The 22828-nt window shown below is 64.2% G+C and carries 20 protein-coding genes; 14 read left to right on the top strand and 6 right to left on the bottom strand.

The genetic code is table 11. The annotated features are described in order from the left end of the window. Positions 1-32 precede the first annotated feature (32 nt). Positions 33-569, top strand: a complete 537-nt coding sequence (locus J7302_RS07500; protein WP_215372418.1) for a DUF3299 domain-containing protein — start codon at positions 33-35, stop codon at positions 567-569. 92 nt (positions 570-661) lie between these two features. Here the strand turns inward: J7302_RS07500 and J7302_RS07495 are convergent, their stop codons facing one another. Continuing rightward, positions 662-1561 (bottom strand): D-hexose-6-phosphate mutarotase, encoded by a 900-nt coding sequence (locus tag J7302_RS07495; RefSeq protein ID WP_215372416.1) that lies wholly within the window; start codon positions 1559-1561, stop codon positions 662-664. A gap of 427 nt (positions 1562-1988) precedes the next feature. Here J7302_RS07495 and J7302_RS07490 point away from each other — a divergent pair, with 427 nt between their 5' ends. Genes J7302_RS07490 through J7302_RS07475 form a run of 4 tightly spaced genes read left to right on the top strand, consistent with a single transcriptional unit; the run spans position 1989 to position 6233 of the window. Continuing rightward, positions 1989-3146, top strand: coding sequence for an efflux RND transporter periplasmic adaptor subunit (locus J7302_RS07490; protein WP_215372414.1), 1158 nt, complete (start codon positions 1989-1991; stop codon positions 3144-3146). After that, positions 3143-3826 carry an ABC transporter ATP-binding protein gene (locus tag J7302_RS07485; RefSeq protein WP_215372412.1) on the top strand — a complete coding sequence of 228 codons (684 nt, stop codon included), beginning with the start codon at positions 3143-3145 and terminating at the stop codon, positions 3824-3826. The genes J7302_RS07490 and J7302_RS07485 overlap by 4 nt, the downstream gene beginning before the upstream one ends. Next, positions 3826-5037 (top strand): ABC transporter permease, encoded by a 1212-nt coding sequence (locus tag J7302_RS07480; RefSeq protein ID WP_215372410.1) that lies wholly within the window; start codon positions 3826-3828, stop codon positions 5035-5037. The genes J7302_RS07485 and J7302_RS07480 overlap by 1 nt, the downstream gene beginning before the upstream one ends. Then, positions 5037-6233 carry an ABC transporter permease gene (locus J7302_RS07475; RefSeq protein ID WP_215372408.1) on the top strand — a complete coding sequence of 399 codons (1197 nt, stop codon included), beginning with the start codon at positions 5037-5039 and terminating at the stop codon, positions 6231-6233. Before J7302_RS07480 ends, J7302_RS07475 begins: the two co-directional genes overlap by 1 nt. A 132-nt stretch (positions 6234-6365) precedes the next feature. Here the strand turns inward: J7302_RS07475 and J7302_RS07470 are convergent, their stop codons facing one another. Then, the gene (locus tag J7302_RS07470) at positions 6366-6773 is read right to left on the bottom strand and encodes an acyl-CoA thioesterase (RefSeq protein WP_016495420.1); all 408 of its coding nucleotides are present in this window, start codon (positions 6771-6773) and stop codon (positions 6366-6368) included. A 275-nt stretch (positions 6774-7048) separates the two neighbouring features. Here J7302_RS07470 and J7302_RS07465 point away from each other — a divergent pair, with 275 nt between their 5' ends. The 8 genes from J7302_RS07465 (at position 7049) to J7302_RS07430 (ending at position 17700) form a co-directional block, all read left to right on the top strand. Further along, positions 7049-8338 carry an MFS transporter gene (locus J7302_RS07465; protein WP_215372405.1) on the top strand — a complete coding sequence of 430 codons (1290 nt, stop codon included), beginning with the start codon at positions 7049-7051 and terminating at the stop codon, positions 8336-8338. 260 nt (positions 8339-8598) lie between these two features. Continuing rightward, positions 8599-9570 carry a phosphate ABC transporter substrate-binding protein PstS family protein gene (locus J7302_RS07460; RefSeq protein ID WP_215372403.1) on the top strand — a complete coding sequence of 324 codons (972 nt, stop codon included), beginning with the start codon at positions 8599-8601 and terminating at the stop codon, positions 9568-9570. Positions 9571-9782: 212 nt separating this feature from the next. Beyond that, the gene (locus J7302_RS07455) at positions 9783-12068 is read left to right on the top strand and encodes an ABC transporter permease subunit (protein WP_251701891.1); all 2286 of its coding nucleotides are present in this window, start codon (positions 9783-9785) and stop codon (positions 12066-12068) included. Positions 12069-12240: 172 nt separating this feature from the next. Beyond that, positions 12241-13857 (top strand): phosphate ABC transporter permease PstA, encoded by a 1617-nt coding sequence (pstA, locus tag J7302_RS07450; RefSeq protein WP_215372515.1) that lies wholly within the window; start codon positions 12241-12243, stop codon positions 13855-13857. 103 nt (positions 13858-13960) lie between these two features. After that, positions 13961-14794, top strand: coding sequence for a phosphate ABC transporter ATP-binding protein PstB (pstB, locus tag J7302_RS07445; protein ID WP_215372393.1), 834 nt, complete (start codon positions 13961-13963; stop codon positions 14792-14794). Between the two features lie 131 nt (positions 14795-14925). Further along, positions 14926-15654, top strand: coding sequence for a phosphate signaling complex protein PhoU (gene phoU / locus J7302_RS07440; RefSeq protein ID WP_215372391.1), 729 nt, complete (start codon positions 14926-14928; stop codon positions 15652-15654). 140 nt (positions 15655-15794) lie between these two features. After that, a complete protein-coding gene (locus J7302_RS07435) occupies positions 15795-16700 on the top strand; it encodes a response regulator (protein WP_215372388.1) in 906 nt (301 codons plus the stop codon). Positions 16701-16803: 103 nt separating this feature from the next. Further along, positions 16804-17700 (top strand): peptidoglycan DD-metalloendopeptidase family protein, encoded by an 897-nt coding sequence (locus J7302_RS07430; protein WP_215372385.1) that lies wholly within the window; start codon positions 16804-16806, stop codon positions 17698-17700. A gap of 108 nt (positions 17701-17808) precedes the next feature. On the opposite strand, the gene J7302_RS07425 is transcribed toward J7302_RS07430, so the two are convergent. From J7302_RS07425 to phoB, 3 genes are all read right to left on the bottom strand, one after another. Next, a complete protein-coding gene (locus tag J7302_RS07425) occupies positions 17809-19149 on the bottom strand; it encodes a hemolysin family protein (RefSeq protein WP_215372383.1) in 1341 nt (446 codons plus the stop codon). Between the two features lie 98 nt (positions 19150-19247). Next, complete coding sequence (phoR, locus tag J7302_RS07420; protein ID WP_215372381.1) at positions 19248-20552, bottom strand: phosphate regulon sensor histidine kinase PhoR; 1305 nt, start codon at positions 20550-20552, stop codon at positions 19248-19250. Positions 20553-20589: 37 nt separating this feature from the next. Beyond that, the gene (gene phoB, locus J7302_RS07415; protein ID WP_215372379.1) at positions 20590-21279 is read right to left on the bottom strand and encodes a phosphate regulon transcriptional regulator PhoB; all 690 of its coding nucleotides are present in this window, start codon (positions 21277-21279) and stop codon (positions 20590-20592) included. 235 nt (positions 21280-21514) lie between these two features. Here phoB and J7302_RS07410 point away from each other — a divergent pair, with 235 nt between their 5' ends. Then, complete coding sequence (locus J7302_RS07410) at positions 21515-21901, top strand: COG4315 family predicted lipoprotein (protein WP_215372376.1); 387 nt, start codon at positions 21515-21517, stop codon at positions 21899-21901. 30 nt (positions 21902-21931) lie between these two features. On the opposite strand, the gene ubiA is transcribed toward J7302_RS07410, so the two are convergent. Beyond that, positions 21932-22822, bottom strand: a complete 891-nt coding sequence (gene ubiA / locus J7302_RS07405) for a 4-hydroxybenzoate octaprenyltransferase (RefSeq protein ID WP_215372374.1) — start codon at positions 22820-22822, stop codon at positions 21932-21934. Between the last annotated feature and the right edge of the window lie 6 nt (positions 22823-22828).

Genomic DNA, 22828 nt, shown 5'->3' with positions numbered 1-22828 from the left:
TGTTTTTCTGCCGTTGCCCGCGAGCCCTTTCCATGCGCCGTCTTGCCTGCCTTGTCCTGCTGTTGTGCTGTACCCTCGCCCGTGCCGAAACCCCGGAAACCGACTGGCTGGAGCTGATGCCTCCCGAGGACCGCAAGGCTCTGGAGGAGATGCCGGAGATCAGCCATGACACTCCCGAGGCCGACGGCACCTTCGACCAGCAAGGCGGCCTCAAGCAGCGGGACAAGAATCTGCCCGCGGTGATGTATTCGGCCAAGACGGTGGCGGCCCTCGATGGCAAGCAGATTCGCCTGGGTGGCTATCCCGTGCCGCTGGAGACGGATGCCAAGGGGCACAGCACGCTGTTCTTCCTGGTGCCTTATGCCGGCGCCTGCATCCACGTGCCGCCGCCGCCGCCCAACCAGATCGTGCTGGTGCGCTACCCGAAGGGCATCGCCCTGGATGACATCTATGCGCCGATCTGGATCGAGGGGCCGCTGAAGGTCGAACAGGTCAGCAACGACCTCGCGGACGCGGCCTACGCCATGGACGCTGGCGTGGTGCGACTGGTGGAGGAAGGGGACCTCTGAAGCCGAGGTGCTCTTCTTGGCCCCTCTCCCGTTGGGAGAGGGGTTGGAGGAGGGATGCCCGAAGTTATGCACCGGGCCGTAGCTGGGCCCACTTACAGTGAGTGGCTGGCGATGGAGAGGCTCATGCTGTGGTTCTCGCCCGGCTTCAAGACGAGGAAGTCGTCCATCACCCGCGCGGTTTCGATGCACAGCATGCGCTGCCAGGCGTCATCGGCGAATTGGCTGAGGCGTTTGGCCTTGTCGATCCAGGGGTTCCACACCACGGCCGATTTCGAGCCACTGACCTCCAGGTCGATGCGTCGGCCCCAGCCCGGATCGAGGATGCTCATGCGATCGGGCGTACCCAGGTAGATGCGGTCGGTTTCGCCGCTGAAGGCGATGTTTCCGTTTTGATTGCGCAGTTGCCAGTCTTCGAGAGTCTCGATATAGCGGCAGCCGTCCAGACCTTCGACCTGCGCCTGGCGGATATCGCTGACAGCGAAGTAGCTGTGCAGCGCCTGGCTCAGGGCCAGGGGCGCATCGCCATGGTTAGCGGTGGCCAGGTTCAGCTGCAGGCGCTCATCGAGGCGGATGTCGAGTCTCAGCTTAGCCGTGTGCGGCCAGCCGGGCAGAGGTTGGGCGCGGGTGTCGAGGACGAATGCCAGGTGAACTGCCGGGCCGTCGCTGTCGATGTTCAGCAGCTCCCAGTCGCTGTCCCGCACCAGACCATGGGCCGGGCAGATGGGGCCGCCCTGATGCATCCCCTGGACCTCCGGCGGATTGCGTCGCAGATCGCCAAACCAGGGCCAGCAGACCGGCACGCCGCCGCGCACGGCCTGGCCTTGCCGATAGGCCGCCTGCTCGCTGAGCCAGATCAGCGGTTGTTCGCCATCGCGCTGGTAGCTCAGAACCTGAGCGCCCTGCTGGGCGATCAGCAGTTCTGCTTCTGCGGTGCGAACGCGCCAGCAGGTCAATTCGTCGAGTTCGGTGCGTTCAACCAGGGGACTGGACATCGTGTTGCTCCTTCTCGGATTCATGAAACCTATTGGACCGCGCCGATGCGGCTTTTCCAAGCGCCAAAACGTCCGGCATCTCCTTGCCATGCCCCGTGCCGGTACTCCGTTGTTCGTCGCCGAGGCGTACGTTGGTACCAGTTTCCTATTGATTTGATTGCCGTTTCCAAGCAGGAGCGGCCCTTGATGATCATTTCCCGATTCCTTTTGTCGGGTATTCAGAACGGATAATCGCCTGAAGTTCTCTGCTCCCGATACCGCCCGCAGCACATTCAGCTACAGGACCTGGCTCCGCACCATTGAATCATCGGGAAAATTTTTCGGAGCTGGTCGTTCGCAGGCACCGTTGGCGCACTTTCGCCGCCAAAAGAGGCTACGACGGCTGGCCTAGACTCAGCTTACCTGCTCGCATCGGGAGCACGCCGGCATGCGCAAGGTATTGATGATTATTCCTATTGTGGCGGTTTTGATGGCGCTGCTTGGTTTCTGGGCCCGATCGAAGCCGATTCCTGTGCAGCTTGTCGAGGTCGCCGACGGCCCTGTGGAAACGCTGGTGGCCAATACCCGCGCAGGCACGGTCAAGGCCTGCCGGCGCTCGCACTTGTCGTTCAAGCAGGGTGGCCAGGTCAGCGAGCTGCTGATCCATGCCGGCCAGCGGGTCGAGGCAGGAGATGTCTTGATGCGGTTGCGCCAGGACGACCTGCAGGCGCGGGTCGACGAGGCCCGCGCGCGTCTGGATGCCCGATACAACCTGCGCGACCAGAGCTGCCGTCAGGCCACCCAGGACCAGCGTGACTTGCAACGCCTGCGCCATCTGGCCGAGCGCAAGCTGGCCTCCCAGGATGTGCTTGACCAGAGCGAGACCCGCTCGAGCCTGTCGCAACTGCTGTGCACTGGCAGCGCGGCGAAGATTCGTGAGGCCGAAGCCAGTCTGGCGTTGCATTTGGCACAGCTGGACCAAGCCACTCTGCGCGCACCTTTCGCCGGCATCGTCGCCGAGATCAATGGCGAACTGGGGGAGGTGGTCACTCCTTCGCCTCCGGGTATTCCGACGCCGCCTGCGGTGGACCTGATCGATGACCAATGCCTGTTCGTCGAAGCACCCATAGATGAAGTGGATGCAGCGCGGGTGCGGCCGGGCATGCCCGTGCGCATAACCCTGGATGCGTTCCGCGAACGCACTTTCGAAGGCCGGATAAGCCGCATCGCCCCCTTCGTGCGCGAGCTGGAAAAGCAGGCGCGTACTGTCGATGTCGAGGTGCGTTTCGAACAGGTACCACCGGATCTCCCGTTGCTCACCGGCTATAGCGCCGATGTGGAGATACTCCTGGCGCAACGTCCGCAGGTGCTGCGGGTGCCTACAGAGAGTCTGCTCGAGGGCGGCAGGGTGCTGCGCTACGACCCTGGCAATGGCCACCTGCGTGAGCAGAAGGTGGAGATCGGCCTGGCCAACTGGCGCTGGAGCGAAGTGAAGGGTGGCCTGGCCGCTGGCGATCGGATCATTGCCAGCCTGCAAGACGATGGCGTCGAGGATGGCGCGGTGGTCAGCCCACAGCCGGAACCTGGCGAGAAGGTGGCGCCGTGATCCGCCTGCATCAGGTCAGTCGCTGCTTCCAGCTGGGCGATCAACGGGTCCTGGGGCTCGATGCCCTCGACCTGGACGTGGTGGATGGCGAATACGTGGCGGTGACCGGCGCATCCGGCTCGGGCAAGTCGACGCTGCTGAATATCCTTGGCTTGCTGGATGCCCCGGACAGCGGCGAGTTCTGGTTCGACGAGGCCCCCACGGCGACCCTCGACGAAGCGCACCGGGCGGCCTTGCGCGGGCGCGAAATCGGCTTCGTGTTCCAATCCTTCCACCTGATTCCGCGGCTGACGGCGCTGGAGAATATCGAACTGCCCATGCTGCTGGCCAACGTACCGCTGGTCGAGCGGCACAAGCGCAGCCGAGACCTGGCAGAGCGCCTGGGGCTGAGTGATCGCCTGAATCACCATCCGGCCGAGCTTTCCGGTGGCCAGCGTCAGCGGGTGGCCATCGCCAGGGCGATGGTGATGCACCCTCGCTTGCTGCTGGCCGACGAGCCGACCGGCAACCTCGATAGCCAGTCTGGCGCCGAAGTGGTGGCGCTGCTGGAGGAGCTGAACCGAGATGGCCTGACGCTGATCCTGGTGACTCACGACAGCCACTACGCTGAGCGCGCCATGCGGCAGGTGCAGATGCGTGACGGACGCATCCTCAGCGACAGTCGGCCGGGCGCGGCTTGATGGGCGCTGGCGATACCTGGCACCTGTGGCTGGGAGCCTTGCGTGGCCATGCCCGGCGCAGCGCCATGCTTCTGCTGGCGGTCGCCATCGGCGTCTTTGCGGTCACGCTGCTCGGGGGGCTGGGGGAGGGTGCCAGGACCTATATCCTCGGAGAGTTCTCCCTGCTGGGCCGGGACATCCTGATCGTCCTGCCCGGTCGCAATGAAACCACCGGCGGCGTGCCGCCGATCACCGGCATGGCACCGCGCGAGCTGACCCGCGCCGATGCTGCCGCCCTCGGCCGGCTCCCGGCGGTGCGCCGGGTGGCGCCGTTGCACGCCGGGTTGCTGGAAATCAGCCGCAACAACCGCAACCGCGAGGCCCTGACCCTCGGCACGACTCGCGACTTCTTCGCCATCCGCCAACTGCAACTGGCCCAGGGCCAGCCGTTGCCGGAGCGCAGAGCCAACCGGGAAGAGAATGTCTGTGTAATTGGCAGTCGCCTGCGTACTGAACTCTTCGGCAAATCTCCAGCGTTGGGCCAGTGGCTGCGCGCGGGTGACCGACGCTTCCGCGTGGTGGGCATCCTCGACGACCGTGGCGAGTCCCTTGGCATGGACTTCGCCGAAGCCTTGATCATCCCGGTGGCCAGTGCCGAATCGCTGTTCGACCGCGAAGGGTTGTTCCGGGTCTTCGTCGAAACGCGCGGCCCCAGCTATCAGGAGAGCGCCCGCCGGCAGATCCTGGCGACCCTTACGGACCGTCACCAGGGCGAGGAGGACGTCACCGTGATCAGCCAGGACTCCATGCTGGCGGCCTTCGACGGCATTCTCGGCGCCGTGACCCTGGCCCTGGCCGGGGTGGCGGCGGTGAGTCTGCTGGTCGCCGGCATCCTGATCATGAATGTCACCTGGATTGCCGTGTTGCAGCGCACGGCCGAGATCGGCCTGCTCAAGGCCATCGGAGCGCGCGCCGGGCAGGTGCGTCTGTTGTTTCTGGGTGAGGCTGTGCTGCTGGCCTTGCTCGGTTCCGGCCTGGGTCTGCTGCTGGGTGAAGGCCTGCTGTGGATCGGGCGGCTGACCAGCGACCTGCCGTTGATCTCGCCATGGTGGGCGCGGCTCGGCGCTCCAGCATTGGCGGTCACTGTGGCAGTGTTGTTCGCCTGGTTGCCGGCCAGCCACGCGGCGGCGCAGGCGCCAGTGCGCGCCTTGCGGCCGCAAGGCAGTCGTTGATGCGCTGGCGTGATGGGCTGGGACTGTGCGGCTCCTCGTTGACCAGTCAGCCGCTGCGCAGCCTGTTGACCCTGCTCGGGGTCGCCATCGGCATCGCCGCCGTCACTCTGCTCACCGCCATGGGCGAAGGGCTGCGCGGTCGCGTGCTGGACAGTTTCGCCCAGTTCGGCACGCGAGTGGTGACGGTGCGTCCGGGTGCCGTGCAGACCGGCGGCATCGGTGGCCTGCTGGCTAGCGCCCGGCCGCTGACCCTGGCCGACGCCGAGGCCCTGCGGCGTTTGCCCCATGTGGAAGCGGTGGTGCCCATCATCCAGGGCAACGGCGATATCCAGGCCGGGCAGCGCAAGCGCCGGGTCGACATTCTGGGCACCGGCCACCAATTGGCGCAGGCCTGGAGGGCGCGGGTGGCGCTGGGGCAGTTTCTGCCCCAGTCACAATCCGGTAGCACGCCGCCTTATGTGGTCCTGGGCCATCGCTTGAGCCAGGAGCTGTTTGGTTCGCGTAATCCGGTGGGGCAGCGAGTGCGTGTCGGCGGTATGCGTTTTCGGGTGATCGGGGTGATCGAACAGAAGGGCAACCTGCTCGGCTTCGACCTCGATGACATTGCCTATATTCCGGTCGACCGGGCGGAGCGCCTGTTCAATCGCAATGGCTTGGTCAAGGCCCATGTGTTGTTCGATAGCGGTATCCAGGCAGAGCGTTTCAGCGAGCAGGTGCGTCAGCTGTTGATTGCCCGCCACGGTCGCGAAGATTTCCGGCTGACCTCGCAAAGCGACCTGCTGGGCAGCCTGAACCGAATCCTCGCCACGCTTAGCCTGGGCATCTCCGCCCTGGGTGGTATTTCGCTGCTGGTGGGGGCGGTGGGCATCCTCACTATCATGACCACCACTGTGGGCGAGCGGACCGCCGAGATTGGCCTGTTGCGAGCCTTGGGTGCTGCGCCACGGCAGGTGCTGGGGCTGTTCCTGGCAGAGGCGACGCTGCTGTCGCTACTGGGCGGGGTGCTGGGCGTATTGCTTGCCGGGGGCCTGCTGGTGCTGCTGCATTGGCTGGTGCCGGGGCTGCCGCTCAGTCTCAGTCCACCGCTGGTGCTGCTGGCGTTGTTGCTGTCGGCGTTGGTAGGCATGGCGGCCGGCCTGGCTCCGGCACGGCGGGCTGCACGGCTGCATCCGGTGCTGGCGCTGAGGTTTGAATAGTGGTGTAAGGGAAGGGCAGGTGCTAGTGATCGTAACGGTGCCGAACACGAATTCCCTCACCCGAAGGTGGCCCGCCCCTGCCCCGCCCCCGGAGGGAGAGGGGCGGCGTTGGGGCGGATTCTTGTGGAGGTATCAGCCCCGGCGCGGCGGGACCGGGCGGGTGCGGCCGCTGCCGTCGATGGCGACGAACACGAAGACCGCCTCGGTGACCTTGCGCCATTCGCTGGAGAGAGGGTCGTCGCTCCACACCTCGACCAGCATCTGGATCGAGCTGCGACCGATTTCCAGGGCTTGCGTATAAAAGGAGAGCTGGGCACCGACTGCCACTGGTACAAGGAAGGCCATGCGGTCGATGGCCACCGTGGCCACGCGGCCGGCGGCCACCTTGCTGGCCATGGCGGTGCCGGCCAGGTCCATCTGGGAAACCAGCCAGCCGCCATAGATGTCGCCGAAACCGTTGGTTTCGCGCGGCAGCGCGGTGATCTGCAGGGCCAGGTCGCCCTGGGGAGTAAGGTTTTCTTCTTCTTCGATGTCGATCATGCGGGGATTGCCTGAATAAAGGTTGTGGCGCCAATGCATGGAGCGGGGGCGTGTTGCCCCAGCTACCCGGTGCGCCAGCCGACCCACTGCACGTCGACCCGCGCTGAACTCTGCGCAGTATATAGGTCGGGGCGGCGCGAGACGACCGCTGGGTCGCGCCGTGGAGGCATTTGTGGCGAAGACTGTGTACATCTGGCGCTTTTTGATATGTTGCGAAGCGATTTTCCGCCCATGCAGCGGATACACGGCCCCTGCCTTACCTCGAGAATTCCAACATGTCTTCCGTGCTTGCCTCCGAGGCGCCCGCTTCGCGCCCTCTGACCCGTAGCGATTACAAAACCCTGTCGCTGTCCGCACTGGGCGGTGCCCTGGAATTCTACGACTTCATCATTTTCGTGTTCTTCGCGGCGGTGGTCGGCAAGCTGTTCTTCCCCGCGGAAATGCCGGAATGGCTGCGCCAGCTGCAGACCTTCGGGATCTTCGCCGCAGGCTACCTGGCGCGTCCGCTGGGCGGCATCGTCATGGCACACTTCGGCGACCTGCTGGGGCGCAAGCGCATGTTCACCCTGAGCATCTTCCTCATGGCGGTGCCGACCCTGGTGATGGGCCTGTTGCCAACCTTTGATCAGATCGGCATCTGGGCCCCGCTGGCGCTGTTGGCGATGCGCGTGGTGCAGGGCGCGGCGATTGGCGGTGAGGTGCCAGGTGCCTGGGTTTTCGTGGCTGAGCACGTACCGGCACGGTATACCGGCTATGCCTGCGGCACCCTGACTTCGGGCCTGACTGCCGGGATCTTGCTGGGCTCGCTGATGGCGACCCTGATCAACACGCTCTACACCCCGGCCGAGGTGCAGGAGTGGGCCTGGCGCCTGCCGTTCCTGGTTGGTGGCGTGTTCGGCCTGTTCTCCGTGTACCTGCGCCGCTGGCTGCATGAGACACCCGTATTCGCCGAAATGCAGCAGCGCAAGGCGCTGGCCGATGAGGTTCCGCTGAAGACAGTGCTGCGCGAGCATCGTGGCGCGATTGCGCTGTCCATGCTGCTGACCTGGGTGCTGTCGGCCGGCATCGTCGTCGTGATCCTGATGACCCCGACCCTGCTGCAGACCGTTTATGGCTTCGATGCCGCCACGGCACTCAAGGCCAACAGCCTGGCCATCGTGCTCTTATCGATTGGCTGCGTGGCCTCCGGTGCGCTGGCTGACCGCGTCGGTGCCGGGCGTACTTTCCTGGTCGGCGGCTTGCTGCTGGCCATCAGCTCCTGGACCTTCTACACCAGCCTGAAGGCGCATCCGGACTGGCTGTTCCCGCTCTATGCGCTGACCGGCCTGTTTGTCGGCACCATCGGCGCCGTGCCGTACGTTATGGTCAAGGCGTTCCCGCCGGTCGTGCGTTTCTCCGGGCTGTCGTTTTCCTACAACCTGGCCTACGCCATCTTCGGTGGCTTGACGCCGATGGTGGTATCCCTGCTGATGAAGTGGGACAGCCTGGGCCCGGCTTACTACGTGGCCACCCTGTGCGGCGTGGCCATGTTGATCGGCCTGTACCTGCTGAAGAAAGGACGCTGATCGTCCTGCGTCGCAGACAACGCCAGGTTGCCCGCGGCGCTTTCTGCCTTTATGCCGCTCCGACACTAGCCCCTCTCCCCCGCCCCCTCTCCCGCAAGTGGTAGAGGGGAGCCGGCCTGCCTTTGCATCCCTCTGCCTAGTTGCTGACATCGGAGTGATGGCCTTTCATCCAATTGTCACAATCCATTCATAGAGTGTTCATGCGGCCTGCCGATACTGGCCCCCGTTCCATTCAACTCCGTCCTGCTTAGGAGCAAGGCATGAAACTGAAGCGTTTGATGGCGGCCCTGACCTTCGTCGCCGCCGGCGTTGCTACCGCCAGCGCGGTCGCTGCTGTCGACCCGGCCATTCCGGCCTACCAGAAAACCACTGGCGTCTCCGGCAACCTCTCCAGCGTTGGCTCCGATACCCTGGCCAACCTGATGACCCTGTGGGCCGAGGCTTATAAGCGCGAGTACCCGAACGTGAACATTCAGATCCAGGCCGCCGGTTCTTCCACCGCGCCGCCGGCTCTGACCGAAGGTACCGCCAACCTGGGCCCGATGAGCCGCAAGATGAAGGACGTCGAGCTGCAGGCGTTCGAAGAGAAATATGGCTACAAGCCGACCGCCATCCCGGTGGCCGTGGACGCCCTGGCGATCTTCGTGCACAAGGACAACCCCATCAAAGGCCTGACCATGCAGCAGGTTGATGCGATCTTCTCCGCCAACCGTCTGTGCGGTGGCAAGAGCGACGCCAAGACCTGGGGCGATATCGGTGTGACAGGCGATCTGGCCTCCAAGCCGATCCAGCTGTTCGGCCGTAACTCGGTGTCCGGCACCTACGGTTACTTCAAGGAAGAAGCCCTGTGCAAAGGCGACTTCAAGGCTAACGTGAACGAACAACCGGGCTCCGCTTCCGTGGTGCAGTCCATCAGTCAGTCGCTGAACGGCATTGGCTATTCCGGCATTGGCTACAAGACTTCCAGCGTGAAGACTGTTGCCCTGGCCAAGAAGGAAGGTGGTCCGTTCGTCGAGGATAACGAGCAGAACGCGCTGAACGGCAGCTACCCGCTGTCCCGTTTCCTCTACGTGTACGTGAACAAGGCGCCGAACAAGCCGCTGGCCCCGCTGGAGGCTGAGTTCGTCAAGCTGGTGCTGTCCAAGCAAGGCCAGGAAGTTGTCGTCAAGGACGGCTACATCCCGGTTCCGGCCAAGGTGGCCGAGAAGACGCTGAAGGATCTGGGCCTGTAATCCAGCCCGGATAGGGGAGCGGCCCACATGTGCCGCTCCGCAAGGACGCAAAGGCGGCGGGAGACCCCCGACGCAGAGGCCCGCCCGGCATGTCGCTCAGGGTGGGCTTCGCCACGTCAACTCGCTGTAATTTTTCTGTCACATGTTGGTCGTAGGCTCTTCGCGAATCCAAGAGCCCCCACGAGCAGCCTGTGGCAACAGAGCCCGAATCCATGACTGACCTGGCCAACTCCATCACGACCCCGAAGAACCCCGCCCGGATCGACTTCAATACGCCTGCCCTGCAGCGCAAGCGTCGTATCCGTGCGTTGAAGGACCGCCTGACCCGCTGGTATGTGCTGGTTGGTGGCCTTGCCGTTCTCGGGGCCATCACCCTGATCTTCTTCTACCTGGCCTATGTGGTGCTGCCGCTCTTCCAGGGCGCCGAGCTGACCGCAAAGAAGGCCCAGAGCCCGGCCTGGCTGCAGCAGGACGCCGGCAAGCCGCTGCTGCTGGCGGTGGAAGAGCAGAACCAGGTCGGCGTGCGCGTATCCGACAAGGGCGAGGCGCTGTTCTTCGCCGTCAAGGACGGGGCTGAACTGAATCGGGTCAAGCTACCCCTGCCGGCCGGCGTCGTCGTTTCCTCGATCGGCCAGGACCAGCCCGGCAGCCCGCTGGTGGCTCTGGGCCTGTCCAATGGCCAGGTGCTGCTGTTCAAGCACAGTTACAAGGTCACCTACCCCGACAACCAGCGTGTGATCACCCCGCAGGTGAGCTTCCCCTACGGCGAGGCCCCGGTTGCCCTGAATGCGAACGGGCACGCACTGGAACACGTAGCGGTCAGCGTGAATGACGACACCTTGCTGCTGGCTGGCTCCAGCGGCAACGAGCTGCACGTCCAGGAGCTGGCCAGCGTGGAAAACATGCTGACCGGGGAAACCACCCTGGAGCAGAACAGCATCCAGTTGCCGCAGATGGTCGAGCCGATCAAGGCGATCTTCGCCGACCCACGCCAGCAATGGCTTTATGTCCTGAACGGCCGCTCCCAGGTGGACGTGTTCAGCCTCACCGGCAAATCCTTGAACGGCCGCTACAAACTGCTCGAGGATGGCGATAGCGACGTCACAGCCAGCGGTCTGCTGCTGGGCGGTATCTCCCTGATGGTCGGTGACTCCAAGGGCGGAATCGCCCAGTGGTTCATGGCCCGCGATCCGGATGGCGAGCCGCGCCTGAAGCGCATCCGCGACTTCCAGCTGGGCGATGCGGCCATCGTGCAGATCAGCCCCGAAGAGCGTCGCAAAGGCTTCATCGCTCTGGATGCCAGCGGCAAGCTGGGGGTTTTCCACAGCACCGCCGGCCGGACCCTACTGACTGAGCAGGTCACCGATGGCGCCGGTCTGATGGCCCTGTCGCCGCGCGCAAACCGCGTGGTGGTGGAGGAGGGCAACCAGCTGCTGCCGTTCCGCCTGCACAACCCGCACCCGGAAGTATCCTGGAGCGCACTGTGGGGCAAGGTGTGGTACGAGAGCTATGACGAGCCCAAGCATGTCTGGCAGTCCACTGCGGCCAACACTGATTTCGAGCCTAAGCTGAGCCTGGCTCCGCTGACCTTCGGCACCCTCAAGGCGGCCTTCTACGCCATGCTGCTGGCCGCGCCGCTGGCCATTGCCGCGGCGATCTATACCGCCTATTTCATGGCTCCGGCCATGCGCCGCAAGGTCAAGCCGGTCATTGAGCTGATGGAAGCCTTGCCGACCGTGATCCTCGGCTTCTTCGCCGGCCTGTTCCTGGCACCTTATGTGGAAGGCCATCTGCCAGGCATCTTCAGCCTGCTGCTGCTGACGCCGATCGGCATCCTGCTGGCTGGCTTTATTTGGAGCCGCCTGCCGGAGTCGATCCGCCTGCGTGTGCCGGATGGCTGGGAAGCGGCGATCCTGATTCCTGTCGTTGGCTTCACCGCCTGGTTCGCCCTGGGCATGAGCCCGTTGCTGGAGAACTGGTTCTTCGGTGGTGACATGCGCATGTGGATCAGCAATGACCTGGGCATCACCTACGACCAGCGCAACGCCCTGATCGTCGGCCTGGCCATGGGGTTCGCGGTGATCCCGAACATCTTCTCCATCGCCGAAGACGCCGTTTTCAGCGTGCCGCGGAGCCTCACCTACGGTTCCCTCGCACTGGGCGCCACGCCGTGGCAGACCATGACCCGCGTGGTCCTGCTCACTGCCAGCCCGGGCATTTTCTCGGCGCTGATGATCGGCCTCGGCCGTGCCGTGGGCGAGACCATGATCGTGCTGATGGCCACCGGCAACACCCCGGTGATGGAAGTGAACATCTTCGAAGGCATGCGCACCCTGGCCGCCAACGTGGCCGTGGAAATGCCCGAGTCCGAAGTGGGCGGCACTCACTACCGCGTGCTGTTCCTCGCCTCGCTGGTGCTGCTGACCTTCACCTTCGTGATGAACACCCTGGCCGAGCTGATCCGCCAGCGGCTGCGCAAGAAGTACGCGTCTCTATGAAAACGCGCCTCGGCAGAGGCGCTTCTGCCCTTCTTCCCCGGTGGGAGAAGGGAACAAAACATGAATCCTCCGGCCCTTGGGCGGGAGGAGTTGAAAGCCTAAAGAGTTGGAGAAATCCGTGAAGCAGGTTTCCCTGAAAAACTGGATCAAGAGCGGCGCACCAGGCGTCTGGATGAGCGGTGGCGCGGTATCCATCGCAGTCATCATGACCATCGGCCTGCTAGCTGTGATCGCCACGCGTGGCCTTGGCCACTTCTGGCCGGCCGATCTGGTTGAGGCCACTTACGTGGTACCGGGCCAGCCCGCCAAGCAGGTGATTGCCGAGGCGGTGCAGGTCGAGGAAGTCTCGCGTGCCCGCCTCAAGGGCGCCGGCCTCCCGGTACCCGAGGACGGCCCGGAGTTCATGACCCGTGAGCTGCTCAAGGTCGGTAACCGCGACGTCTACGGCAGCGACTTTACCTGGGTGGTGGGTGACTGGCTGCAAGAGCAGAAGACCCCTGCCGAACTGGTGGCCATGGAGCGCCGCGAGTGGGGCAATTTCTACGGTCGTCTGGTGAGCGTGAAGGAAAGTGGCAAGGTCGTCGCAGAGGGCGAGGCCGTGATGCCGGAGCTGCAGAAACGCCTGCAGCGGGTCAATGATCTGTACGACCAACTCTACAGGCTGGAGAAGAAGGAAATCGGCGCCATCAACCATGGCCTCGAGCGCTTGCGTCTGGAAACTCGCAAGCTGGAGCTCAAGGGGGAGCTGGATGATGCGGCCCAGGCCGACATCGCTGCCGAACGCGCCGCGCTGGATGCCCGCTACAAGGCGCTGGAAAGCCAGCTGATGTCCCTGCACCAGGAATTCAACCGCGACAGCGTGGTGGTGCGCGAAGCGGGTGGCCAGGAGCAGGAAATCACTCTCGGCAAGGTGGTGCACGCCTATCAGCCCAACAGCATGGGCCTGTTCGACAAGCTGGGTTTCTACTTCACCAAGCTCTGGGAGTTCCTCGCGGACGACCCGCGTGAGGCCAACACCGAGGGCGGTATCTTCCCGGCCATCTTCGGCACCGTGATGATGACCCTGATCATGGCGGTGATCGTGACCCCGTTCGGCGTGATCGCCGCCATCTACCTACGCGAGTACGCCAAGCAGGGCCTGTTGACCCGCGTGATCCGTATCGCGGTGAACAACCTGGCAGGCGTTCCGGCCATCGTCTACGGCGTGTTCGGTCTGGGCTTCTTCGTCTATGTGCTGGGCGGCTCCATCGACCGGCTGTTCTTCCCCGAAGCGGCGCCGGCGCCCACCTTCGGTACGCCGGGCTTGCTCTGGGCTTCGCTGACTCTGGCGATCCTCGCCGTGCCGGTGGTGATCGTCGCCACCGAGGAAGGCCTGGCGCGGATTCCGCGTGCCGTGCGCGAAGGCTCCCTGGCCCTCGGCGCGACCAAGGCCGAGACCCTATGGAAAGTCGTGCTGCCCATGGCCAGCCCGGCCATGATGACCGGCCTGATCCTCGCCGTGGCCCGTGCCGCCGGTGAGGTGGCCCCGCTGATGCTGGTGGGTGTGGTGAAGCTGGCGCCCAGCCTGCCGCTGGATGGCAACTACCCCTACCTGCACCTGGACCAGAAGATCATGCACCTGGGCTTCCACATCTACGACGTCGGCTTCCAGAGCCCGAACGTCGAGGCCGCGCGGCCGTTGGTGTACGCCACCGCGTTGCTGCTGGTGCTGGTGATCGCGCTGCTCAACTTCTCCGCCGTGGCCATCCGTAACCACCTGCGCGAGAAGTACAAGGCGCTGGACAGCTAAGACATTCAAAGACGCGAGCCCGGGCTCGCACAATATCGACCCGCAGGCGCTGAGCAGCGCTCGCGCCTGGCGGGTGAAACCGAGTTAGAAAGTGGAGCACAGCATGCAACACGAATCCCACAGCCACGGCGTCAACATCTCCGCCCTCGGCCGCGACAAGCAGAACCTGCGCCTGGCGGAAGAAACCGTCGCCCTGGAAGTCCCGGGCCTGAGCCTGTTCTACGGTGACAAGCAGGCGCTGCACAACGTCGCCATGAACATCCCGAAGCAGCGCGTTACCGCCTTCATCGGCCCGAGCGGCTGCGGCAAGTCCACCCTGCTGCGCTGCTTCAATCGCATGAACGACCTGGTCGATGGCTGCCGCGTCGACGGCGAGATCCGCCTGGACGGCAAGGATATCTACCGCAAGGGCGAAGACGTGGCCGAGCTGCGCCGCCGCGTGGGCATGGTGTTCCAGAAGCCCAACCCGTTCCCCAAGAGCATCTACGAGAACGTCGTCTACGGCTTGCGCATCCAGGGCATCAACAAGAAGCGCGTGCTCGATGAAGCCGTCGAATGGGCCCTCAAGGGCGCGGCGCTGTGGGACGAGGTCAAGGACCGCCTGCACGAATCCGCCCTCGGCCTCTCCGGCGGCCAGCAGCAGCGCCTGGTCATCGCCCGCACCATTGCGGTCGAGCCCGAGGTTCTGCTGCTCGACGAGCCCTGCTCGGCCTTGGACCCGATCTCCACCCTCAAGGTGGAAGAGCTGATCTACGAGCTGAAGAACAAGTACACCATCGTCATCGTGACCCACAACATGCAGCAGGCGGCGCGCGTTTCCGACTACACCGCCTTCATGTACATGGGCAAGCTGATCGAGTTCGGCGATACCGATACGCTGTTCACCAACCCGGCCAAGAAGCAGACTGAAGACTACATCACCGGTCGTTACGGTTAACCAGGACCGTCCCCTCTCCCTCTGGGAGAGGCTTAGGGTGAGGGATATCGCAGGCCGTGCCGGGTATCCCTCGCCCCCGGCCCCACTCCCGACGGGAGTGGGGAGACAGACGCACGCCCAAGGACATCAAGATGATCGACAAAGACAGCCTCACCCATCACATCTCCCAGCAGTTCAACGCCGAACTGGAGGAAGTGCGCAGCCACCTCCTGGCGATGGGCGGCCTCGTCGAAAAGCAGGTCAACGATGCCGTCACCGCACTGATCGATGCCGACTCCGGTCTGGCCCAGCAGGTTCGTGAAGTCGATGACCAGATCAACCAGATGGAGCGCAACATCGACGAAGAGTGCGTGCGCATCCTTGCCCGCCGCCAGCCTGCGGCCTCCGACCTGCGCCTGATCATCAGCATCTCCAAGTCGGTGATCGACCTCGAGCGCATCGGTGACGAAGCCTCGAAGATCGCCCGCCGCGCCATCCAGCTTTGCGAGGAAGGTGTGTCGCCGCGCGGCTATGTCGAAGTGCGGCATATCGGCGACCAGGTGCGCAAGATGGTCCAGGAGGCCCTGGACGCTTTCGCCCGCTTCGATGCCGACCTGGCGCTCTCGGTGGCCAAGTACGACAAGACCATCGACCGCGAGTACAAGACCGCGTTGCGCGAGCTGGTGACCTACATGATGGAAGACCCGCGCGCCATCAGCCGTGTGCTCAATGTCATCTGGGCGCTGCGTTCGCTGGAGCGGATCGGCGACCATGCGCGCAACATCGCCGAGCTGGTGATCTACCTCGTGCGCGGCACAGACGTCCGGCACTTGGGGCTGGCTCGCATGCAGGAAGAAGTGCAGGGCAACGGCGGCAACTGATCGCCTTCGTACAGAAGCGCCCGGTCTTGGCCGGGCGTTTTCGTTTCTGGCAGGTGATCGGCAAGTCGTGAGCGGAAACAGACTTGGCAAACAGCTATCAGGCGAGGCTATGCTTAGGGCCGTTTTCCGGGGGGCGGTCGATGAGCAAGGTCAATGTGCTGGTGGTGGATGACGCATCGTTTATTCGCGATCTGGTGAAAAAAGGCCTGCGTGATCACTTGCCCGGCATCCAGATCGAGGAAGCCATCAATGGGCGCAAGGCCCAGCAGTTCCTCGCCCGCGCAACCGTCGACCTGATTCTCTGCGACTGGGAAATGCCCGAGCTGTCGGGCCTGGAGCTGCTCAGCTGGTGCCGTGAGCAGGACGCCCTGAAGACGACGCCCTTCATCATGGTGACCAGCCGTGGCGACAAGGAGAACGTCATCCAGGCCATCCAGGCCGGTGTCACCGACTACATCGGCAAACCCTTTTCCAACGATCAGCTGGTCACCAAGGTCAAGAAGGCCCTGGCCCGCACTGGCAAGCTCGAACGTCTGGCTGCGGCTGCTGCACCCAGGCTGCCCAATGCCGGAGGCTTCGCCAACGACTCCCTGGCAGCGTTGACGGGCGGCAAGGCCGAGGTGATCAAGCCTGCTGTTAACCCTGCAGCTCCCGTTGCCCGGCCCATGGCGCCAACCCCTTCGGCCAAGGCTGCCGCACAGGCTCCCGGTGGGCGTGGCCAGGCCCAGTTGCGCTTGCCCGCAGGGGTTCTTGGCTGCTTGATCAAGGCGCTCAGCCTGAAGGATGCCCAGCTGGTGGTGAAGCGCAGCGAGCTGCTGCCGCAGGTGCTTGAAAGCGCGGTGCTCGACCTAGAGCAGGGCGAGGGCGGCGAAGTCGCTCGGCTCAATGGCTACCTGCACGCCGTGGCGGCGCTGGAGCCCAGGCCGGACAGCGAATGGCTGCAATTGACCTTCCGCTTCGTCGACCGCGATCCGCAGAAGCTGGATTACCTGTCGCGCCTGATTGCCCGAGGCACGACGCAGAAGCATTTCGTCCCCGGGGCGTGAACACCAAGCCAACCGCGTCACAGCCGGACTGCCAGTGTCTCGCGGACGGCTGGCGGCGCTGCTAGTCTTCGGCTTTCGGGAGCTCAGGAAAAAACAATCCGAGATGCCAGGACGACTCTTCTTCCTTTCGGTTCTGCTGACGGCGGCACTGCCTGCCTCGGCGCTGACCATTTACAAGTACACCGACGCCAATGGCGTGGTGACCTATACCGACCAGGCCGTGGCCGGTGCGCAGGTGTTCGTCTTCCGCGACCGTATGGTCGAACGCCTCGACCTCGCGGTGAAACTGGAAACCAAGAAGCATGCTGCGGGTGAAACCCTGCTGCTGCGCAACGAGCTGTACGCGCCAGTGGAAGTGGAGCTGCGCATCGAGCAGGCTCAGAACGTTTCCGGTGCGCCAGGCAAGCCGATTCGCTGGGTGCTGGCGCCGCGCAGCTCCATGCGCATGGCCACGCTGGCACCTGCGGACGCCTCTCGCCCCATGCACTACAAGCCCAAGCTGCGCTATGCCCTCGGCGATCCGCGGCAGCAGCCGGCGCTCTACCGTTACCCGCTACCCTGGCGTGGTGGCCCCTTCCGCCTCACCCAGGGCGCCAACGGTCGCTACAGCCACTTCACGCCCAAGGGCCGCTATGCCCTGGACATCGCCATGCCGGAGGGCACCCCGATCATTGCAGCGCGCCCCGGCGTGGTGGTGAAGACCGAGAACAACCAGAGCGGTCGGGGCAATAATCCTTCGGGTAACTTCGTGCGCATCCTGCATGACGACGGCACCATGGGGGTCTACCTGCACCTGATGCGTGGCTCGGTGCAGGTGCAGGAAGGGCAGCACGTGATGATTGGCGAACATATCGCGCGCTCGGGAAACACTGGCAATAGCACCGGCCCGCACCTGCACTTCGTCGTGCAGCGCAACATGGGCCTCGCGCTGGAGTCGATCCCCTTTCAGTTCGCCCAGCCGGTGGACACCTTGCCGAACTTCGCGGTGGGTGGGGAGTAGGGAGCGTATCCCATGCACAACCTGCCCCCTTGCCCTCCGGAAGAGGGTTGGGGCAGCTGGGAATTGCAGGGGCCTGGAGGGCGGCCTGCGGCCCTCAGGGTCTGGTGCTCAATCCAGCTTGAGCACCTTGGCCAGGACGATCTTCGGACCCTTCATCTTCTTCACGATGATGCGCAGGCCTTCGGTTTCCAGCACTTCTTCCTCTTCCGGGACGCGGTTGAGGCTTTCGTAGATCAGGCCGGCGAGGGTGTCGGCCTCGACATGATCCAGGTCGATACCCAGCAGGCGCTCGACCTTGAACAGCGGGGTGTCGCCGCGCACCAGCAGTTTGCCTGGCTGATAGGCAAGCACGCCGCGTTCGGTCTTGCGGTGTTCGTCCTGGATATCGCCGACCAGCACTTCCAGCACGTCTTCCATGGTCAGGAAGCCCACCACTTTGCCGTCCGCCTCCTCGACCAGGGCGAAGTGCGCGCCGCCCTGGCGGAACTGCTCCAGCAGGCGTGATAGCGGCATGTGCTTGGTGACGTGCTCGACCGGACGGGTCAGTTCGGCCAGGTCGAAGGTCTCCGGCAGGCTGTCCAGGGCCGCGAGCGCCAGCAGCAGGTCCTTGATGTGCAGGATGCCGATGAACTCGCCCTTGCGACTGTCGAAGACCGGATAGCGGCTGTACTTGTGGCGACGGATGATCGTGAGGATGTCGGCCAGCGGGGCATCATGCTCGAGGAAGATCAGGTCCTCCCGCGAGTTGGCCCAGTCGACGACTTCCAGTTCGCCCATCTCGACTGCCGAGGCCAGCACGCGCATGTCCTGGTCGCTGGGGTCGCGGGCGCGGCTGGAGTGGAGGATCAGCTTGAGTTCGTCGCGGCTGTAGTGATGCTCGTGATGCGGGCCGGGTTCGCCCTGGCCAGCGATGCGCAGGATGGTGTTGGCGCTGGCGTTGAGCAGCCAGATCGCCGGGTACATCAGCCAGTAGAAGGCATACAGCGGCGCAGCAGTCCACAGCGACACCAGTTCGGGCTTGCGGATCGCCCAGGACTTGGGCGCCAGCTCGCCTACCACGATGTGCAGGTAGGAGATGATGAAAAACGCGGTGAAGAAGGCGATGCCGTGGACCAGCTTCTCCGACTCGATCCCGATGTAGCTGAGCAGCGGCTGTAGCAGATGAGCGAAGGCCGGCTCACCGACCCAGCCGAGGCCCAGGGAGGCCAGGGTGATGCCCAGCTGGCAGGCGGAAAGGTAGGCATCCAGCTGGTTGTGCACAGTGCGCAGGATGCGCCCGCGCCAGCCGTGCTGGTCGGCAATAGCCTCCACCCGGGTGGAGCGCAGCTTGACCATGGCAAACTCGGCGGCCACGAAGAAGCCGTTGAGCAGCACGAGGAAAAGGGCAAACAGGATGAGGCCGAAATCGGCGAAGTAAGTCAGGAAGCTGGTACTGGGGGAAGGGTCCATTGGGGGCTGTTGCGTGCGAATGACCGGCTAAGAGTGAAGGCTGGGCCCCGAGTTTGCAAGTGATCTGGGCGTGCGAGCGGGCGGGCTCACCGCCCGGATCAGCTGCGCTTGACCACCTGGGTGGGCGGGAAATGGCAGGTGAAGGTGCTGCCGTGGTGTAGCACGGAGCTGATGTCCAGGCGGGCACGGTGGCGGATCAGCACATGCTTGACGATGGCCAGGCCCAGGCCGGTGCCGCCGGTATTGCTGTTGCGGCTGGAGTCGACGCGATAGAAGCGCTCGGTGAGGCGTGGCAGGTGCTTGGCTTCTATGCCGATGCCGCTGTCCTGCACGCTGAGGTGCGCACCCTGCTCGTCACCCCACCAGCGGATGCGGATCTCACCTTCGTCCGGGGTGTACTTGACGGCGTTGAAGATCAGGTTGGAGAAGGCGCTGCGCAGCTCTGCCTCGCTGCCACGCAGCTTGTAGTTGTGGTCGGCCTCCAGACTGATGCGGTGGTGACGGTTGCCGGAGAACGCGAGGGCATCGGCCTTGATCGAGAGCAGTATCAGGTCGACGGCGACCGGCTGGTTGTCCGAGGGGTAGTCGGTGGCTTCCAGCTTGGCCAGCAGGAGCAGGTCGTTGAGCAGGTTCTGCATGCGCCCGGCCTGTTGCTGCATCTGCTGCAGGGCACGGGTCCAGCGCGGGTTCACGTCTTCGACGTTGTCGAGCAGGGTTTCCAGGTAACCGGCGATCACCGTCAGCGGGGTGCGCAGTTCGTGGGAAACGTTGGCGACGAAGTCCTTGCGCATCTGCTCCAGTTGGTGAATGCGGGTCACGTCGCGCACCAGCATCAGGTGTTCGCTGTTGCCGTATCGGGTGATGTAGAACTGCAGCCGCACACGGTCATTGACCGGTGAAGGCAGTTCCAGGGCCTCTTGGTAGTTGCCTTGCTCGAAGTATTCCTTGAAGCGCGGATGGCGAATCAGGTTGGTCACCGGCTGGCCGCTGTCCTGCGGTGTCTTGAGGCCGAGCAGGGTCTCCGCGGCGCGGTTCCACCAGTCCAGGTTGCCTTCGCTGTCGAGCATCACCACGGCGTCCTTGAGGGCAGCGGTGGATTCCTGGACGCGGTCGATGACGGCCTGCAGGCGGCCACGTACGCGCTGGTCGCGGCGTTGCAGGTGATAGATGCTGTCGAACACCTCGCCCCACAGGCCGTAGCCATCTGGTGGCGGTTCGTCGGGGGTGTGCTCCTTCAGCCACTTGTAGAGGCGCAGCAGTTGCACCAGGGTCCAGCCCAGGTAGGCGCCGAGGCCGACCGCCAGCGCCCAGCCATATTCACCGGTGACCAGGCCCACCAGCAGGCAGGCGGCGATCAGCAGTAGCAGGCGGCGGATGAGAGCGCCGCGCCAGTCTTGATTCACCTATCGCATCCTTGTCGACGGCCCGAAGGCCCGGGTTTCAGCTTTTGGTGGAGAAACGATAGCCGGTACCGCGGACAGTCTGAACCAGATTTTCGTAGGCATCGCCCAGGGCCTTGCGCAGCCGGCGGATATGCACGTCCACCGTGCGCTCCTCGACATAGACGTTGCCGCCCCAGACCTGGTCGAGCAACTGGCCGCGTGTGTAGGCGCGCTCCTGGTGGGTCATGAAGAACTGCAACAGTCGATATTCGGTCGGGCCCATCTCGGCGGGCTTGCCGTCGATGGTCACGCGATGGCTGATCGGGTCGAGCAGCAGTCCGCCGATGGCGATCGGCGCTTCGCCGTCGCTGGGGCCGGCACGGCGCAGCACGGCCTTGAGGCGGGCAACCAGCTCGCGCGGGGAAAAGGGTTTGGTGATGTAATCGTCAGCGCCGACTTCCAAGCCCTGGATCTTGTTGTCCTCTTCACCCTTGGCGGTGAGCATGATGATCGGGATGTCGCTGGTGAGGTCGTCGCGCTTCAGGCGGCGGGCCAGTTCGATGCCGGAGGTGCCGGGCAGCATCCAATCGAGGAGGATCAGATCGGGCTTGCGGTCGACGATGATGGCATGGGCCTGCTGCGTGTTCTCCGCCTCCAGGCAGTCGTAGCCGGCCATTTCGAGGGCCACGGCGATCATCTCGCGAATCGGCGCTTCGTCGTCGACTATCAGGATGTTCTTGCCAACCATGTTCAGGCCTCGGGTCGCATGTATGACTGATTGCGCCGCATTAGATAACGGAATTATTGCAGGCATGTGACACCTGAATGTAGTCGCTGCCGTGTCTATGCTGAAGGAGGTCGCCGTTGGGAAAGGGGCGACCTGGAGCCTGGCGAGAAGCTTGATCGCTGCAGTGCTTGCTGTGACCTCCGGTTGTGATCGCAGCCGCCGGGCTGTTGTTTCCCACTCCGAGAAGAGGCACAAAATGAAAAAGAATCACTGCCGAATCGCTCCATTGCTTGCGGGTGCGCTGCTGAGTTTTTCGCTGATTGGTCTGGCGGCCGAGCCCGCGATGGAGAAGGACGGCATGCTGGTCGATGCCAAGGGCATGACGCTCTACACCTACGACAAGGACACCAGTGGCATGTCTGCCTGCAATGGGCAATGTGCGCAGAACTGGCCGCCCTTGATGGCCGAGGCTGGCGCCAAGGCCGAAGGTGAGTGGAGCCTGGTGAAGCGTGACGACGGCTCGATGCAGTGGGCTTACGACGGCAAACCGGTCTACACCTTCGTCATGGACAAGAAGCCGGGAGATGTCACCGGCGACGGCAAGATGGGCGTCTGGCACGTTGCCAAGCCGGAAGCCTACTGACCAGATGGCAAGGTGGGTGCTACGCGCTGCTCAGCGCAGCGCGTAGTCGGCGGCGATACCCAGGAAGATCGCCAGCCCCGCCCAGTGGTTGTGCAGGAAGGCCTTGAAGCAGACCTGGGGGTCACGCGTGCGGGTGCTCCAGTATTCCCAGGCGAAGCAGGCTGCCGCCACCAGCAGCCCGAGGTGGAAAGCCAGTCCCAGCCCGAAGCGGTTTCCGGCCAGTAACAGGCACAGCAGCGCCAGCCCCTGGAGGGTGGCGATGATCAGCCGGTCGGCATCGCCAAACAGGATGGCGGTGGATTTCACGCCGATCTTCAGGTCGTCTTCTCGGTCGGTCATCGCGTAATAAGTGTCGTAGGCGACCGTCCACAACAGGTTGGCGATGTACAGCAGCCAGGCGGCGGCAGGCAGCTCGCCGGTTTCGGCGGTGAAGGCCATCGGCATGCCCCAGGAGAACGCAGCCCCCAACACCACCTGCGGGTAGTAGGTGTAGCGCTTCATGAAGGGATAGCAGGCCGCCAGCGCCAGTCCGCCGAAGGACAGCCAGATGGTCGTGCTGTTGGTGAACAGCACCAGGACGAAACTTGCGGCCACCAGCACGGCGAAGAACACCAGGGCCTCGCGGGCGGTGATGCGGCCGCTTGCCAGCGGGCGCGCCCTGGTGCGTGTGACGTGGCCATCGACCTTGCGGTCGGCGAAGTCATTGATCACGCAGCCGGCAGCGCGCATGAGGTTCACGCCGAGGACGAAGATCACCAGGTTCTTCAGGCTGGGTATGCCTTCAGCAGCGACCCACAGGGCCCAGAGGGTCGGCCAGAGCAGCAGGTAGATGCCGATGGGCTTGTCCAGGCGCGCCAGCTGGATGAAGTCCATGGCGCGGGGATGCAGGCGGTTCAGCGATTGCAGCAGCGTGAGGTACATCGACGG

This window comes from Metapseudomonas boanensis, from assembly GCF_018704125.1.
GTDB lineage: Bacteria > Pseudomonadota > Gammaproteobacteria > Pseudomonadales > Pseudomonadaceae > Metapseudomonas > Metapseudomonas boanensis.
The sequence above is the reverse complement of the archived record's forward strand: the minus strand, read 5'-3'. Positions and strand labels throughout refer to the sequence as shown.

Bases quoted from the DNA above. Each gene is read 5' to 3' on its own strand.
- J7302_RS07490 (WP_215372414.1), top strand. From the start codon at position 1,989: ATGCGCAAGGTATTGATGATTATTCCTATTGTGGCGGTTTTGATGGCG.
- J7302_RS07480 (WP_215372410.1), top strand. From the start codon at position 3,826: ATGGGCGCTGGCGATACCTGGCACCTGTGGCTGGGAGCCTTGCGTGGC.
- phoU (WP_215372391.1), top strand. From the start codon at position 14,926: ATGATCGACAAAGACAGCCTCACCCATCACATCTCCCAGCAGTTCAAC.
- pstA (WP_215372515.1), top strand. From the start codon at position 12,241: ATGAGCGGTGGCGCGGTATCCATCGCAGTCATCATGACCATCGGCCTG.
- J7302_RS07470 (WP_016495420.1), bottom strand. From the start codon at position 6,773: ATGATCGACATCGAAGAAGAAGAAAACCTTACTCCCCAGGGCGACCTG.
- J7302_RS07455 (WP_251701891.1), top strand. From the start codon at position 9,783: ATGACTGACCTGGCCAACTCCATCACGACCCCGAAGAACCCCGCCCGG.
- J7302_RS07435 (WP_215372388.1), top strand. From the start codon at position 15,795: ATGAGCAAGGTCAATGTGCTGGTGGTGGATGACGCATCGTTTATTCGC.
- J7302_RS07425 (WP_215372383.1), bottom strand. From the start codon at position 19,149: ATGGACCCTTCCCCCAGTACCAGCTTCCTGACTTACTTCGCCGATTTC.
- J7302_RS07430 (WP_215372385.1), top strand. From the start codon at position 16,804: ATGCCAGGACGACTCTTCTTCCTTTCGGTTCTGCTGACGGCGGCACTG.
- J7302_RS07465 (WP_215372405.1), top strand. From the start codon at position 7,049: ATGTCTTCCGTGCTTGCCTCCGAGGCGCCCGCTTCGCGCCCTCTGACC.
- phoB (WP_215372379.1), bottom strand. From the start codon at position 21,279: ATGGTTGGCAAGAACATCCTGATAGTCGACGACGAAGCGCCGATTCGC.
- J7302_RS07460 (WP_215372403.1), top strand. From the start codon at position 8,599: ATGAAACTGAAGCGTTTGATGGCGGCCCTGACCTTCGTCGCCGCCGGC.
- ubiA (WP_215372374.1), bottom strand. From the start codon at position 22,822: ATGTACCTCACGCTGCTGCAATCGCTGAACCGCCTGCATCCCCGCGCC.
- J7302_RS07475 (WP_215372408.1), top strand. From the start codon at position 5,037: ATGCGCTGGCGTGATGGGCTGGGACTGTGCGGCTCCTCGTTGACCAGT.
- J7302_RS07500 (WP_215372418.1), top strand. From the start codon at position 33: ATGCGCCGTCTTGCCTGCCTTGTCCTGCTGTTGTGCTGTACCCTCGCC.
- J7302_RS07495 (WP_215372416.1), bottom strand. From the start codon at position 1,561: ATGTCCAGTCCCCTGGTTGAACGCACCGAACTCGACGAATTGACCTGC.
- pstB (WP_215372393.1), top strand. From the start codon at position 13,961: ATGCAACACGAATCCCACAGCCACGGCGTCAACATCTCCGCCCTCGGC.
- J7302_RS07410 (WP_215372376.1), top strand. From the start codon at position 21,515: ATGAAAAAGAATCACTGCCGAATCGCTCCATTGCTTGCGGGTGCGCTG.